The sequence below is a fragment of the Streptomyces sp. NPDC039424 genome (genome assembly GCF_055639495.1).
Window position 1 is genome coordinate 97,075 of the sequence record NZ_JBVKAI010000004.1, and the last position, 13,303, is coordinate 110,377.

Annotated in this window: 13 protein-coding genes and 1 tRNA gene; 11 read left to right on the plus strand and 3 right to left on the minus strand. The window is 72.9% G+C overall.

Features of this window, described 5'->3' with window-relative positions:
* Positions 1 to 120: 120 nt before the first annotated feature.
* From ACZ7L0_RS11720 to ACZ7L0_RS11760, 9 genes are all read left to right on the plus strand, one after another.
* Positions 121 to 693, plus strand: a complete 573-nt coding sequence (locus tag ACZ7L0_RS11720) for a YqgE/AlgH family protein (protein WP_399405674.1) — start codon at positions 121 to 123, stop codon at positions 691 to 693.
* Between the two features lie 29 nt (positions 694 to 722).
* Positions 723 to 1,001 carry a DUF3039 domain-containing protein gene (locus ACZ7L0_RS11725; protein WP_471242274.1) on the plus strand — a complete coding sequence of 93 codons (279 nt, stop codon included), beginning with the start codon at positions 723 to 725 and terminating at the stop codon, positions 999 to 1,001.
* Positions 1,002 to 1,196: 195 nt separating this feature from the next.
* Positions 1,197 to 2,819 carry a beta-N-acetylhexosaminidase gene (locus ACZ7L0_RS11730; protein WP_471242275.1) on the plus strand — a complete coding sequence of 541 codons (1,623 nt, stop codon included), beginning with the start codon at positions 1,197 to 1,199 and terminating at the stop codon, positions 2,817 to 2,819.
* Between the two features lie 234 nt (positions 2,820 to 3,053).
* The gene (locus ACZ7L0_RS11735; protein ID WP_471242276.1) at positions 3,054 to 3,947 is read left to right on the plus strand and encodes an FAD binding domain-containing protein; all 894 of its coding nucleotides are present in this window, start codon (positions 3,054 to 3,056) and stop codon (positions 3,945 to 3,947) included.
* Complete coding sequence (locus tag ACZ7L0_RS11740) at positions 3,944 to 5,467, plus strand: (2Fe-2S)-binding protein (protein ID WP_471242277.1); 1,524 nt, start codon at positions 3,944 to 3,946, stop codon at positions 5,465 to 5,467. The genes ACZ7L0_RS11735 and ACZ7L0_RS11740 overlap by 4 nt, the downstream gene beginning before the upstream one ends.
* Positions 5,464 to 7,773: a xanthine dehydrogenase family protein molybdopterin-binding subunit gene (locus ACZ7L0_RS11745; RefSeq protein ID WP_471242278.1), complete on the plus strand. Its 2,310-nt coding sequence runs from the start codon at positions 5,464 to 5,466 to the stop codon at positions 7,771 to 7,773. The genes ACZ7L0_RS11740 and ACZ7L0_RS11745 overlap by 4 nt, the downstream gene beginning before the upstream one ends.
* Positions 7,770 to 7,892 (plus strand): hypothetical protein, encoded by a 123-nt coding sequence (locus ACZ7L0_RS11750; protein ID WP_471242279.1) that lies wholly within the window; start codon positions 7,770 to 7,772, stop codon positions 7,890 to 7,892. The genes ACZ7L0_RS11745 and ACZ7L0_RS11750 overlap by 4 nt, the downstream gene beginning before the upstream one ends.
* Positions 7,889 to 8,428: an AAA family ATPase gene (locus ACZ7L0_RS11755; protein ID WP_471242280.1), complete on the plus strand. Its 540-nt coding sequence runs from the start codon at positions 7,889 to 7,891 to the stop codon at positions 8,426 to 8,428. The genes ACZ7L0_RS11750 and ACZ7L0_RS11755 overlap by 4 nt, the downstream gene beginning before the upstream one ends.
* Before the next feature lie 165 nt (positions 8,429 to 8,593).
* Positions 8,594 to 9,754: an SUKH-4 family immunity protein gene (locus ACZ7L0_RS11760; RefSeq protein ID WP_471242281.1), complete on the plus strand. Its 1,161-nt coding sequence runs from the start codon at positions 8,594 to 8,596 to the stop codon at positions 9,752 to 9,754.
* On the opposite strand, the gene ACZ7L0_RS11765 is transcribed toward ACZ7L0_RS11760, so the two are convergent.
* Together ACZ7L0_RS11765 and ACZ7L0_RS11770 are read right to left on the minus strand one after the other, a co-directional pair.
* On the minus strand, positions 9,709 to 10,479 hold the full coding sequence (locus tag ACZ7L0_RS11765) for a hypothetical protein (protein WP_471242282.1): 771 nt from the start codon (positions 10,477 to 10,479) through the stop codon (positions 9,709 to 9,711). The genes ACZ7L0_RS11760 and ACZ7L0_RS11765 overlap by 46 nt on opposite strands.
* 132 nt (positions 10,480 to 10,611) lie before the next feature.
* Positions 10,612 to 10,977: a DoxX family protein gene (locus tag ACZ7L0_RS11770; protein WP_471242283.1), complete on the minus strand. Its 366-nt coding sequence runs from the start codon at positions 10,975 to 10,977 to the stop codon at positions 10,612 to 10,614.
* Positions 10,978 to 11,084: 107 nt separating this feature from the next.
* Here ACZ7L0_RS11770 and ACZ7L0_RS11775 point away from each other — a divergent pair, with 107 nt between their 5' ends.
* Positions 11,085 to 11,462, plus strand: a complete 378-nt coding sequence (locus ACZ7L0_RS11775) for a winged helix-turn-helix transcriptional regulator (RefSeq protein WP_471242284.1) — start codon at positions 11,085 to 11,087, stop codon at positions 11,460 to 11,462.
* Between the two features lie 66 nt (positions 11,463 to 11,528).
* On the opposite strand, the gene ACZ7L0_RS11780 is transcribed toward ACZ7L0_RS11775, so the two are convergent.
* Positions 11,529 to 11,603, minus strand: a tRNA-Cys gene (locus ACZ7L0_RS11780).
* Between the two features lie 220 nt (positions 11,604 to 11,823).
* On the opposite strand from ACZ7L0_RS11780, the gene ACZ7L0_RS11785 reads away from it, so the two are divergent.
* A complete protein-coding gene (locus tag ACZ7L0_RS11785) occupies positions 11,824 to 13,263 on the plus strand; it encodes an MFS transporter (RefSeq protein WP_471242285.1) in 1,440 nt (479 codons plus the stop codon).
* Positions 13,264 to 13,303: the final 40 nt, after the last annotated feature.

The window sequence follows — 13,303 nt, forward strand, 5'->3', positions numbered from 1 at the left end:
TCACCGCCGGGCACGTCCCGTCACCGCCGGGGCGGATGCGCCGGTGCGCCCTGAGCTGCGTTCACTCCCACACCCGGATTGGCTCCCCACACGAAGGGAAGATGCGGGATCATGTCTGGCATGACCGAGGTGTCCTCGCTCACAGGGCGGCTGCTCGTGGCCACGCCCGCCCTGGCGGACCCGAACTTCGACCGTGCGGTGGTGCTCCTTCTCGACCACGACGAGGAGGGCTCGCTCGGCGTCGTCCTCAACCGTCCCACCCCGGTGGACGTGGGCGACATCCTGGAAGGCTGGGCCGACCTCACCGGCGAGCCCGGCGTGGTCTTCCAGGGCGGCCCGGTGTCGCTGGACTCGGCACTCGGCGTCGCGGTCATCCCCGGCGGAGCGAACGGCGACCGTGCCCCGCTCGGCTGGCGCCGGGTGCACGGCGCGATCGGCCTCGTCGACCTGGAGGCCCCGCCGGAGCTGCTCGCCTCGGCCCTCGGCTCCCTGAGGATCTTCGCCGGTTACGCCGGATGGGGGCCCGGCCAGCTGGAGGACGAGCTGGTGGAGGGCGCCTGGTACGTCGTCGAGTCGGAGCCCGGCGACGTGTCCTCGCCGTCCCCGGAGAGACTCTGGCGCGAGGTGCTGCGCCGCCAGCGCAACGAACTGGCGATGGTGGCCACCTACCCGGACGACCCTTCGCTCAACTGAAGGGTGTGAGCTTCAGTACCCTGGGGCTTATGAGCACTCTCGAGCCCGAGCGCGGGACTGGTACGGGGACCCTCGTTGAGCCGACGCCGCAGGTGTCCCACGGCGACGGCGACCACGAGCGCTTCGCCCACTACGTCCAGAAGGACAAGATCATGGCGAGCGCCCTCGACGGCACCCCCGTCGTGGCGCTGTGCGGCAAGGTGTGGGTGCCCGGCCGCGACCCGAAGAAGTACCCCGTGTGTCCGATGTGCAAGGAGATCTACGACTCCATGGGCGCCGGCGGCGACGAGGGCGGCAAGGACAAGTAGCGCGAACAGCTCTTCGCGAGCCCCCGGGGTGTGCCACGGCGCACGCCCCGGGGGTTTTCGCGCGCCCTTGCCGGTAAGTGGTCGAGACCTCTTGTCGGCGTGTCGGCGCGCCCCTAGCCTGCGTGGTGTCGTGGTGTTGTGAGTCGTGAAACAGCCATTGCGCATGGTGCAACGAGTAGGGGTTGAGGGGTCGACGTGAGCGAACTGATTCCGGCACCGCGCGCCATCGAGGGTCCGATGCGCTGCGCCGTCGTCCTGGACCGGGACACCACCCTGTGGGCCGCCCCGGGCGCCGGCGGCACGGAGCGCTGGCTGCGCTCCACGCTCGGCGCGGCCCTGGGCCTGCCCCTGCCGCCCGGGGCGGAGGGCGACAGGAACTCCGTACGGCTGTATCCGGACGACACGCTGGAGCCGGAGGCGTACCGGCTCTCCGCCGTCGTCGACTGGGGCGTCGAGATCCGGGGCGGCGACCCGGCCGGTCTGTTCTGGGGCGCGCAGACGCTGCGTCAGCTGCTCGGCCCGGACGCCTTCCGGCAGGCCCCCGTCCGCCCGGGCGCCCGCCAGGTGATCCCGCACCAGATCGTCGAGGACTCACCCCGCTTCCGCTGGCGCGGCCTCCTGCTCGATGTCGCCCGGCACTTCATGCCCAAGGAAGGCGTGCTGCGCTATCTGGATCTCATGGCCGCCCACAAACTCAATGTCCTGCACTTCCATCTGACGGACGACCAGGGCTGGCGGATCGAGATCGAGCGGTATCCGAGGCTGACCGAGATCGGCTCCTGGCGGGCGCGCACGAAATTCGGCCACCGGGCCTCACCGCTGTGGGAGGAAAAGCCGCACGGCGGCTTCTACACCCAGGACGACATCCGGGAGATCGTCGCCTACGCCGCCGAACGGCATATCACCGTCGTCCCGGAAATCGACGTACCGGGCCACTCGCAGGCCGCCATCGCCGCGTATCCGGAGCTCGGCAACACCGACGTCATCGACACCACCGCCCTTTCCGTCTGGGACACCTGGGGCGTCAATCCCAACGTACTCGCGCCCACTGACAACACCCTTCGCTTCTACGAAGGGGTGCTCGACGAAGTGCTCGGTCTCTTCCCGTCGGAGTTCGTCCACATCGGCGGTGACGAATGCCCCAAGGAGCAGTGGAAGCAGTCGCCGACCGCCCAGGCCCGCATCAAGGAACTCGGGCTCGCCGACGAGGACGAACTGCAGTCCTGGTTCATCGGGCACTTCGCGAAGTGGCTTTCCGCGCGCGGGCGCAGGCTCATCGGCTGGGACGAGATCCTGGAGGGCGGCCTCGCCGACGGCGCGGCCGTGTCGTCCTGGCGCGGGTACGGCGGCGGGATCGCCGCCGCGCGGGCCGGCCACGACGTCGTCATGTGCCCCGAGCAGTACGTGTACCTGGACCACCGTCAGGACCCCGGCGTTGACGAACCCGTACCGATCGGCTTCGTCCGCACCCTGGAGGACGTCTACCGCTTCGAGCCCGTTCCGGAGCGGCTCACCGAGGAGGAGGCCCGCCGGGTGCTGGGCACCCAGGCCAACGTGTGGACGGAGGTGATGGAGGACCCCGCGCGCGTGGACTACCAGGCCTTCCCGCGGCTCGCCGCCTTCGCCGAGGTGGCCTGGAGCCGACTGCCCGCCCCGGCCGAACGCGACTTCGCCGGCTTCGAGCGGCGGATGGCCGCCCACTACCGGCGGCTCGACGCCCTGGGCGTCGGCTACCGGCCGCCCACCGGACCCCGCCCGTGGCAGCGGCGGCCCGGAGTGCCCGGACGCCCGATCGAGGGCCCGCCTCCGAACAGGTAGGCGAAAGCAGCGGAAAAATACCTTAGGGGTCACCGAAGAGTGTCAATCATGGCGCACCGGAGATGCCGTGCGAAAACGGACCATCTCCTCGGTGAGGTGGGCGAATACCTCCTAGCGGACCCCCGCGTTCGGGCCCTGCGAAGATGTGCCAGAGTTGCCACGTCCGCCCTGTCAGCACGTACCGTACGGCAACACAGGTGGGACCAGGTGGGGCAGCGGGAAGGGGCAGCCGGTTTGACCACGCACGCACCGCAGGCGGGGCAGGCCGTCACGCTGCCCACAACGCTGGACGAGGCAGTGGCGGCGCTCGGCGCCATGCCCACCGCCGTACCCGTGGCGGGCGGCACCGACCTGATGGCCGCCGTCAACTCCGGACAGCTCAGGCCCGCCGCCCTGGTGGGCCTCGGCCGGATCAGCGAGATCCGCGGCTGGCAGTACCAGGACGGCCACGCGCTGCTCGGCGCCGGCCTCACCCACGCACGGATGGGCCGCCCCGACTTCGCGGCCCTCATCCCGGCGCTCGCCGCCGCCGCGCGCGCCGCGGGCCCGCCGCACATCCGCAACGCGGGCACCCTGGGCGGCAACATCGCCTCGGCCGCGCCCACCGGGGACGCGCTGCCGGTCCTGGCCGCCCTGGAGGCGACGCTGATCATCGCCGGCCCGGGCGGAGCCCGCCGGGAAATCCCGGTGTCGCACCTGCTGGCCGGCGTGGAGATGCTGCGCGGCGGCGAACTCATCGGCTACGTGCGCGTACCGCTGCTGCACGCCCCGCAGGTCTTCCTGAAGGCCACCGGCCGGACCGGTCCCGGCCGCGCGGTCGCCTCCGTGGCGCTGGTGCTCGACCCCGCCCGGCGCGGAGTGCGGTGCGCGGTCGGCGCCATAGCGCCGATGCCGCTCAGGCCGCTGGACGCCGAGCAGTGGGTCGCCCGGCTCATCGACTGGGACAACGACCGCGCGATCGTCCCGGAGGCGCTGAACGCCTTCGGCGAGTACGTCGCCGCGGCCTGCATCCCCGACCCGGCCCCGGAGCCGGACGGTTCCGTGCCGGAGCTTCCGCCCGCCGTACTGCACCTGCGGCGCACCGTCGCCGCACTGGCCCGACGAGCACTGGGGAGGGCGCTGTCGTGACCGACGACCAGCACGGAGAGGGCACGTCCCAGGGCGGAGGCCGCTGGGACCCGCTGCCCCAGGGCGACTACGACGACGGTGCCACCGCCTTCGTGAAACTCCCCGAGGGCGGCATCGACGCCCTCCTGGCCGCACCCGGTCACGGCTATGTGCCGCCGCCGATAACGGTGGCCCCGGGTGTGGACCCCGGCGCCGACCCGACGGCCGGCGGCACCTGGGCGATGCCGGCCGACGACGCCCACTGGCCCGACCCGAACGCCCCGCACCAGGGGACGGGCGCGGGCACGGACGACCGGTTCACGTACACCCCCGCCAGTACGCAGCAGTGGGTCTTCGACGAGCCCCCCGCGCCGGCCCCCGGTCACGATGTGACCGGGGAGTGGTCCATCCCCGTCGCGGGAGGCGACCTTCCGGACGAATCGGGTGAGTTCACCACTTCCGCCCTGGTCGAGCAGTGGGGCGGCACCCCTCCGGCCACCCTTCCCGGCGGCGCCCCCGCCCCCTGGGCGACGGACACCGCGGGGCAGACCTGGGGGCAGCAGGTCCCCGGCACCGAGGCGGCCGCCGAACAGCCCGGCCACCCGGGGCCCGAACAGCCCGCCCACGAGGGCTTCCAGCCCGCCACGCCGTACGCCGAGCCCCCGGCCGAGCACACCCGGGAGACCGGCGAGCCGGAGCCGGACGAGGCCGCCCCGGACGCACGGGAGGCCGTGGAGGCCCCTGAAGGGCTCGCTGAGGCCCCGGCGGACCAAGAGACGGCCACGGACACCGGGACCGAGCCGGAGGTCGCCGAAGAGGCCGTCACGGCCGACGACACCGCGGCACCGCACGAGTCGGCCGCCGCCCCGGACGAGACGCCCCCGCCCCCCGCCCACGACGAACACCCCCTCGCCTCCTACGTCCTGCGCGTCAACGGCACCGAGCGACCCGTCACCGACGCCTGGATCGGCGAGTCGCTGTTGTACGTCCTGCGCGAGCGGCTCGGCCTCGCCGGAGCCAAGGACGGCTGCTCGCAGGGCGAGTGCGGGGCCTGCAACGTCCAGGTCGACGGACGGCTCGTCGCCTCCTGCCTGGTGCCCGCCGTCACCGCCGCCGGCAGCGAGGTGCGCACGGTCGAGGGCCTCGCGGTGGACGGCCGGCCCTCGGACGTGCAGCGGGCGCTCGCCAAGTGCGGTGCGGTGCAGTGCGGTTTCTGCGTCCCCGGCATGGCGATGACCGTGCACGACCTGCTGGAGGGCAATCCGGCGCCCACCGATCTCGAGGCCCGCCAGGCGCTGTGCGGCAACCTGTGCCGCTGCTCCGGCTACCGGGGCGTCCTGGACGCCGTCCAGGAGGTCGTCGCCGAACGGGAGGCGCATTCCGCGGCCGAGGCCGAGACGGACGCCGACGGGGCACGTATTCCGCACCAGGCGGGCCCCGGAGCCGGCGGCGTCAACGCGTCGGCCTTCGACTCACCGGGGACCTTCGGTACCCCGGGTCCGCAGGACCAGCACTACGGCCAGGACGGAGGCCAGGCGTGAGCAACGAAGCCGCCACCGCGACCACCGCCGCGGAGCCCGCCACCGCCGCCGAGCCACCGCCGCACGGCATCGGCGTCTCCCTGCCCCCCGCCGACGCCCGCGCCAAGACCGAGGGCACCTTTCCGTACGCGGCCGACCTGTGGGCCGAGGGCCTGCTCTGGGCGGCCGTACTGCGCTCCCCGCACGCGCACGCGCGCATCGTGTCCATCGACACCTCCCACGCGCGCGAGATGCCCGGCGTACGCGCGGTCGTCACCCACGAGGACGTGCCCGGCACCCCGCGCCACGGCCGGGGCACGCCCGACCGCCCGGTGTTCGCCTCCGAGGTCGTACGCCACCACGGCGAGCCCATCGCGGCCGTCGCCGCCGACCACCCGGACACCGCCCGGATGGCCGCCGCGGCCGTCATCGTCGAGTACGAGGTACTCGACCCGGTGATCGACCCCGAACACGCCTTCGAGGCGGAACCGCTGCACCCCGACGGCAACCTGATCCGGCACATCCCGCTGCACCACGGCGACCCGGACGCGCACGGCGAGGTCGTCGTCGAGGGCCTGTACCGCATCGGCCGCGCGGACCCGGCCCCCATCGGCGCGGAGGCGGGCCTCGCCGTGCCCCGCCCCGACGGCGGCGTCGAGCTCTACCTGGCCTCCACCGACCCGCACACCGACCGCAACACGGCCGCCGCCGTCTTCGGCCTGGCCCCCGAGCGGGTGAAGATCGTCGTCACCGGCGTCCCCGGCGCCACCGCCGACCGCGAGGACCAGGGCTTCCAGCTCCCGCTCGGCCTGCTCGCCCTGAAGACCGGCTGCCCGGTGAAGCTGACGGCGAGCCGCGAGGAGTCCTTCCTCGGCCACGTCCACCGCCACCCCACGCTGCTGCGCTACCGCCACCACGCCGACACCGAGGGCAAGCTGGTCAAGGTCGAGGCGCAGATCCTCCTCGACGCGGGCGCGTACGCCGACACCTCCGCCGAGGCCCTGGCCGCCGCCGTCTCCTTCGCCTGCGGCCCGTACGTCGTCCCCAACGCCTTCATCGAGGGCTGGGCCGTACGCACCAACAACCCGCCCTCCGGCCATGTGCGCGGCGAGGGCGCCATGCAGGTGTGCGCCGCCTACGAGGCGCAGATGGACAAGCTCGCCAAGAAGCTCGGCCTGGACCCGGCGGAGCTGCGCCTGCGCAACGCGCTCGCCACCGGTGACGTCCTGCCGATCGGCCAGACGGTGACCTGCCCCGCGCCGGTCGCCGAACTCCTGCAGGCGGTACGGGACTTCCCGCTCCCGGCGCTGCCGAAGGACACGCCCGAGGAGGAGTGGCTGCTGCCCGGCGGTCCCGAGGGCGCGGGCGAACCGGGCGCGGTGCGCCGGGGCGTCGGCTACGGCCTGGGCATGGTGCACATGCTCGGCGCGGAGGGCGCTGACGAGGTCTCGACGGCCACCGTGAAGGTCCACGACGGCATCGCCACCGTGCTGTGCGCGGCGGTGGAGACCGGCCAGGGCTTTACCACCCTCGCCCGCCAGATCGTCCAGGAGACCCTCGGCATCGACGAGGTGCACGTGGCGCCCGTCGACACCGACCAGCCCCCGGCCGGTCCGGGCTGCCGGGGCCGCCACACCTGGGTGTCGGGCGGCGCGGTGGAGCGCGCGGCCAAGATGGTCCGTACGCAACTGCTGCAACCCCTGGCGCACAAGTTCGGCATGTCGACCGAACTGCTGCAGATCACCGACGGCAAGATCACCTCGTACGACGGTGTGCTGTCCACCACCGTCACCGAGGCGCTGGACGGCAAGGAGCTGTGGGCCACCGCGCAGTGCCGCCCGCACCCCACCGAGCCGCTGAACGCCTCCGGCCAGGGCGACGCCTTCGTGGGCCTGGCCTTCTGCGCCGTCCGCGCGGTGGTGGACGTCGACATCGAACTCGGCTCGGTACGGGTCGTGGAGCTGGCCGTCGCCCAGGACGTGGGCCGGGTCCTCAACCCGGCGCAGCTCACCGCCCGCATCGAGGCCGGTGTCACCCAGGGCGTCGGTATCGCGCTCACCGAGAACCTGCGCAGCCCGCGCGGCCTGGTCCGCCACCCCGACCTCACCGGGTACGCGCTCCCCACGGCCCTGGACGCCCCCGACATCCGGATCGTCAAACTGGTCGAGGAGCGCGACGTGGTCGCCCCCTTCGGCGCCAAGGCGGTCAGCGCCGTACCGGTGGTCACCTCCCCGGCGGCCATCGCCTCCGCCGTCCGCGCGGCGACCGGCCGCCCGGTCAACCGCCTCCCGATCCGGCCGCAGGCCGCGGTGGTGACCGGCCAGTGACCGAGCAGGAGCCACCGCGCTTCGAACCGCCGCCCGCCGTCGGTAAGTTGCTGCTGTGGATCCTGCTGTTCCTGGCCGCGGCGGTGGTCGTGGTGCTGGGCGGCGTGTACCTCACATGAGGGACGGCGGGGTCGTCGTCCTGACCGGAGTGATGGCGTCGGGGAAGTCGACGGTCGCGCAGGCCCTGGCGGAGCGGCTGCCGCGTGCGGCCCATGTGCGCGGGGACGTGTTCCGCCGGATGATCGCGTCGGGCCGCGAGGAGTACGTCCCCGGATCCGCCCCCGGCGGCGAGGCCGAGGCCCAACTCCGCCTGCGGCACCGGCTGTCGGCGACGACGGCGGACACCTACGCGGCGGCCGGGTTCACCGCGGTCGTGCAGGACGTGTTGCTGGGCGAGGACCTGACGGCGTACGTCGCACTGGTCCGCACCCGCCCCCTGTACGTGGTCGTCCTCGCGCCGGGCCCCGGGACGGTGGCCGCGCGGGAGGCCGGGCGGGCCAAGACCGGGTACGGGGCCTGGACCGTGGCCGGCCTGGACGCGGAGCTGAGGCAGCGCACTCCCCGTATCGGCCTGTGGCTGGACACCTCGGAGCTGACGGTGGACGGGACCGTGGACGCGATCCTCGCCGGGACGGAACGGGCCGAGGTCGCCTGACGTCCTCTTCTGCGGGGCGTTGTCAGTGGTGCGGCGTAGTGTTCTGGGCAGTGGGGGGACGGCCGCTTCCGACGGGAGACCGGACGGCCGGACATGCCCTGCCCAGGAACTGCGCGCGACGACGTACGCAAGAACGTCGTCGCGCCAAGAAATCGCGGGGGAGCGATGAGCACGACCGACGCCGGTGTCGCGGCGATCACGCTGACCGAGGCCGAGCTGGACCGTTATGTCACGCACGCGCCGACGCGCGGCCTGCTCACCGGCCCCGGACTGCCCTCCGACAGCGGCCTGCTGACGTTCTCGTCCCTGCGAACGGGCGGGCTGCGCACGCTCGCGGACGCCCTGGACGGCCCGTCCCGCCTGGCGGAGGAGCTGCGGGACCGCCTGGTGATAGGCGAACTCCTCAGCCCCGCGGGCATGGAGCGGGAGTCGATCCTGCTCGACGGGGACACGGGCGAGATCACGACCGCCTACCTCTTCGACCCCTCCGACCCCCGCCCGCTCGCTCCGTCCCTGGAGACCCTGCTGCGATTCGCCGCGGTCACGGAGGAACTGGCCGGCCTGCGCGGCCGTTTCGCCTCCCTGGCGGGCCAGTACGGCACCAAGACGGTGACCGAGGCGTCCCGCCGGCTGCTGGCGCTCTTCGAGGAGGGCACCGGCGGCGAGGTCCCGCCCTACTGGAAGGCCGCCGCGCTGATCCGCCCGCTCGCCCTGGTGGCCGGCCCCGGCACCGGCTCCGGCCTCACCCTGGACCTCCCCGCCCGCCTCCTGGACCAGGAGTTCGGCCAGGGCCGGGTGGCCCGCTTCGAGGACGTCGACTTCCCCGGCACGCTCACCCACGAGCCGACCCGCCGCTTCCTGCGCGAGACCGGCCTGCCCGAGGACGCGGTCCTCTTCCACCTGGACACGGACCCGCCACTGCCGACGCTGACCGAGTACTTCACGTCGGAACGCGCCGACGACTACTCCCTGGAGGACCTCCCCGCCCACGCCGACCGTCTGATACGCCTCGGCTACCTGGTCGAGGACAACAGCCTGGTGGTCGACGGCACGACGGGCGCGGTGTTCAACTGGAGCGAGCCGGAGGCGACTCTCTACCCCCTGAACACGGACATCTCCACCCTCGCCTACACCCTCTGGCTGCTCCATCACGAGCGGACGATCGACGAACACCTGGGCCGCGAGCTGACCACCGGGGCCTACGACCAGCTGGCCGCGACGATGATCCAGACCCTGTCGGCCCTCGACCCGACCGGCACCACGACCGACGCCGACTGGCACTACTGGACGGAACTCTTCCAGGACGAGGCGGGCGGTGTGCTCTGAGGGAGCCGGTCGTAGGTCTTGAAGGTGTAGGTGGCGTCGTAGGTGATCAGGTTGCCGCTCGTGGCCGGGAGCCCGAGCCGCCGGTTGAGCGGCCCGGTCAGCGGCCCGCAGTGCTTGGCGGCCGGGGCGGCGAACGTGTCGTCGTACGCCGAGAACCTGATCACCGGCGGATCCTGTGAGACCCACTCCGAGGGCCCCGACCGCTTCAGCTGGAAGTCGACCGGCCCGCCCGCCCCGATGACGCAGCTCTTCGGCAACCAGGGGCTCACCAGCCGGAAGCGCAGACTGAACTGCCCCGTGTAGAAGTCGGACCGCCCGCCGTACTCCGGCTGTATCGCACCGGGCACCCCGTCCGGCAGGGCCGTCGGGGCACTGTGCAGCGCCCCCCACACCTGCCCGTCGCCGCCGTCCGCCAGCGGTCCCTCGGCATGCGTCATGGTGATCGGTGCGAGAGCCACGGTGACCTTGCCGATCGTCAGTCTCGGCGCCGCCGTGTGCACCTCGCACCTCCAGCGCGCCGGATCGACCCCGGTGGGCAGGTCCGGGCAGTCACCGAAATCGGCCTCGGCCCCGACCGCGGACGGGGCGCCGCCGGCGGGCGCGGCGTGAGCGACACCCGGCAGGCACGCCCCCACGACCCCCGTGAGGGCGGCGGCACCGGCGACGGAAACTCCGGCGCGGCGGGCGAGAGACAGGCGGCGGCGATCAGCGGTGAAGTTCGGCATGTTGCTCAGCCTGCCGGTTCCCCACCTGAGCCACCATCAGTGAAACCCCCGGCGCCACCCCGAGCCGACCCTGACGCGCCGCCAGGGTTCGCCCCCGGGCCGACGGTCTCACCGAAGGCACCGCCGGGCCGGTCAGAGCCAGGTGGTTCCCAGCCAGACGGCCGCGGCGGCGGCCACCAGCAGGGCGATATTGAGTCCGATCAGCCGGGCCTCGCCGCGAGAGACGTGGACCACGATGCCGCCGACCTGGAGCAGGACGAGGCCGATCGCCGCGGCGACGGCGAGCCCGGGCACGACCCCGGTCAGCGGCGGCAGAAGCAGACCCGCCGCGCCGAGGACCTCCAGTGTCCCGATGACCCTGACGAGCGGCATGGGGACGCGATCGACCCACCCCATCATGGGCTGGAGTCGCTCCTGGCTCTGCAGGACCTTCTTGCCTCCGGCGTAGAGGTAGAACACCGCCAGCAGCACGGCGACGATCCAGTAAGCGACGTCCATAGTGGCCCCCTGCACGATGGTTACCAGGCGTGAGTTGCCCCATCATGAAGGCCTGTCGAGGGGCTTACAAAAGGCACACACATGTGCGCCACGCACAGGGGGTTGTCATGTCGCAGTACGAGCACACGTGCATGATCAGGGGCGACGGCGGGCGGACGATCCGCGCCGTCCTCGACCGGATCTGCGACAAGTGGACACTGCTGATCGTGGCGACCCTCGATCAGGGACGCCTGCGCTTCACCGACCTGCACCGGCAGATACCCGGGATCTCGCAGCGGATGCTGACCCTCACACTCCGGAACCTGGAACGCGACGGCCTGGTGTCCCGGACGGCGTACGCGGAGGTCCCCCCACGAGTCGAGTACGCCCTGACCCCCACCGGCCAGAGTCTCATCCCACCCGCCCTCGCACTCGCCGGCTGGGCGATCGAGCACATCGCCGACATCGAGGCCAGCAGGGCCGCGTACGGCGACCGGGCCCGGTGATGCCGCCGCACGAAAGGGCGGCACCCCGATGGGTGCCGCCCTTTTCGTTCTGCCTGGCGAAGGCGCTGGAGGCCGTGGCGGGAATCGAACCCACGTAACTCGCTTTGCAGGCGAGTCCCTAAACCACTCGGGCACACGGCCGGGAGGAACTTCCTATCCTCACGACCGCATGTGGCCGTGTTGATGAGATGACCGTAGGGCGGGGCGGGGGAGGGGCTCAAGGGCTGGGGCGGGGCTGCAATGGGACTGCCATACGGCGTTCATGAAAGGGGGTGGAACGGGGAGCGTACGACCAAGGTCGGGGGTGGGGGGAGACTTCGGACAGGGGCCAAAGTGGGCTGCGCACCTTACTCTTTCGCCCATGACCGCCCTTGAATCACGCGACACCGAAGCCGCGGACGCACTTACCGATGGAGCCGAGGACACCGTGTTGGGGCGGGCCTACCGGGCGCTGAGTGTCGGGATCGTGTCCGTCGTGCTGCTGATCGCCTTCGAGGCGACCGCGGTGGGGACGGCGATGCCGGTCGCGGCGCGGGAGCTGGACGGGGTGTCGCTGTACGCGTTCGCGTTCTCGGGGTACTTCACGACGAGCCTGTTCGGGATGGTGCTCGCCGGGCAGTGGTCGGACCGGCGGGGGCCGTTGGGGGCGCTGACCACCGGGATCGGGGCGTTCGCGGCGGGGCTGGTGGTGGCCGGGACGGCCGGGGCGATGTGGGTGTTCATCGTGGGGCGGGCCGTGCAGGGGCTCGGTGGCGGGCTCGTGATCGTGGCGTTGTACGTCGTCGTGGGGCGGGCCTATCCCGAGCGGCTGCGGGCGTCGATCATGGCGGCCTTCGCGGCGAGTTGGGTCGTGCCGTCGGTCGTGGGCCCCTTGGCGGCGGGAGCGGTGACCGAACACCTCGGCTGGCGGTGGGTGTTCATCGGCATCCCGGTGCTGGTCGTCTTCCCGCTGGCGCTCGCGCTGCCGCAGATACGGCTGCGGGCCGGAGGGCCTGTCGCGAAGGGGATGGTGGCCGCCTTCGACCGGCGGCGGATCCGGCTCGCCCTCGGCATCTCCCTGGGGGCGGGACTCCTCCAGTACGCGGCGCAGGACCTGCGGTGGATCTCCGTGGTCCCCGGCGTCGCCGGCGCCGCCCTGCTGATGCCGGCCGTGCGGGGACTGCTCCCGCGCGGCACCTACCGGGCGGCGCGCGGGCTGCCGTCGGTCGTGCTGTTGCGCGGGGTGGCCGCGGGGTCCTTCATCGCCGCCGAGTCCTTCGTGCCGTTGATGCTGGTCACCCAGCGGGGGTTGTCGCCGACGCTGGCCGGGTTCTCGCTCGCGGCGGGCGGGGGGACGTGGGCGCTGGGGTCGTGGGTGCAGTCGCGGGCGCGGGTGGAGCCGTACCGGGAACGGCTGATGACCCTCGGGATGGTGCTGGTCGCCGCCGCCATCGCCACCGCGCCCAGCGTGCTGGTCCACGGCGTCCCGGTCTGGACGGTGGCCGTCGCCTGGGCCTTCGGCTGCTTCGGGATGGGACTGGTGATCTCCTCCTCCAGTGTGCTCCTGCTCCAGCTCTCCGCCCCGGAGGAGGCCGGCGCCAACTCGGCCGCCCTGCAGATCTCCGACGCCCTCGCCAACGTCGTCCTCCTCGCGGCGACCGGCGCGGCCTTCGCGACGCTGGGCGGGGGCGGCACGGCGACCACCACGCGGGCGCAGGCCGCGACCGGCGCCCATCCGGCGGCCTTCGCCGCCGTGTTCCTGCCGATGGCCGCAGTGGCGCTGGCCGGGGCGTGGGTGACGAGGCGGCTGCGGGAGCGGTGAGCGACGGGACACTCACCGTCGGCCGCGGGCCCGGACGTTC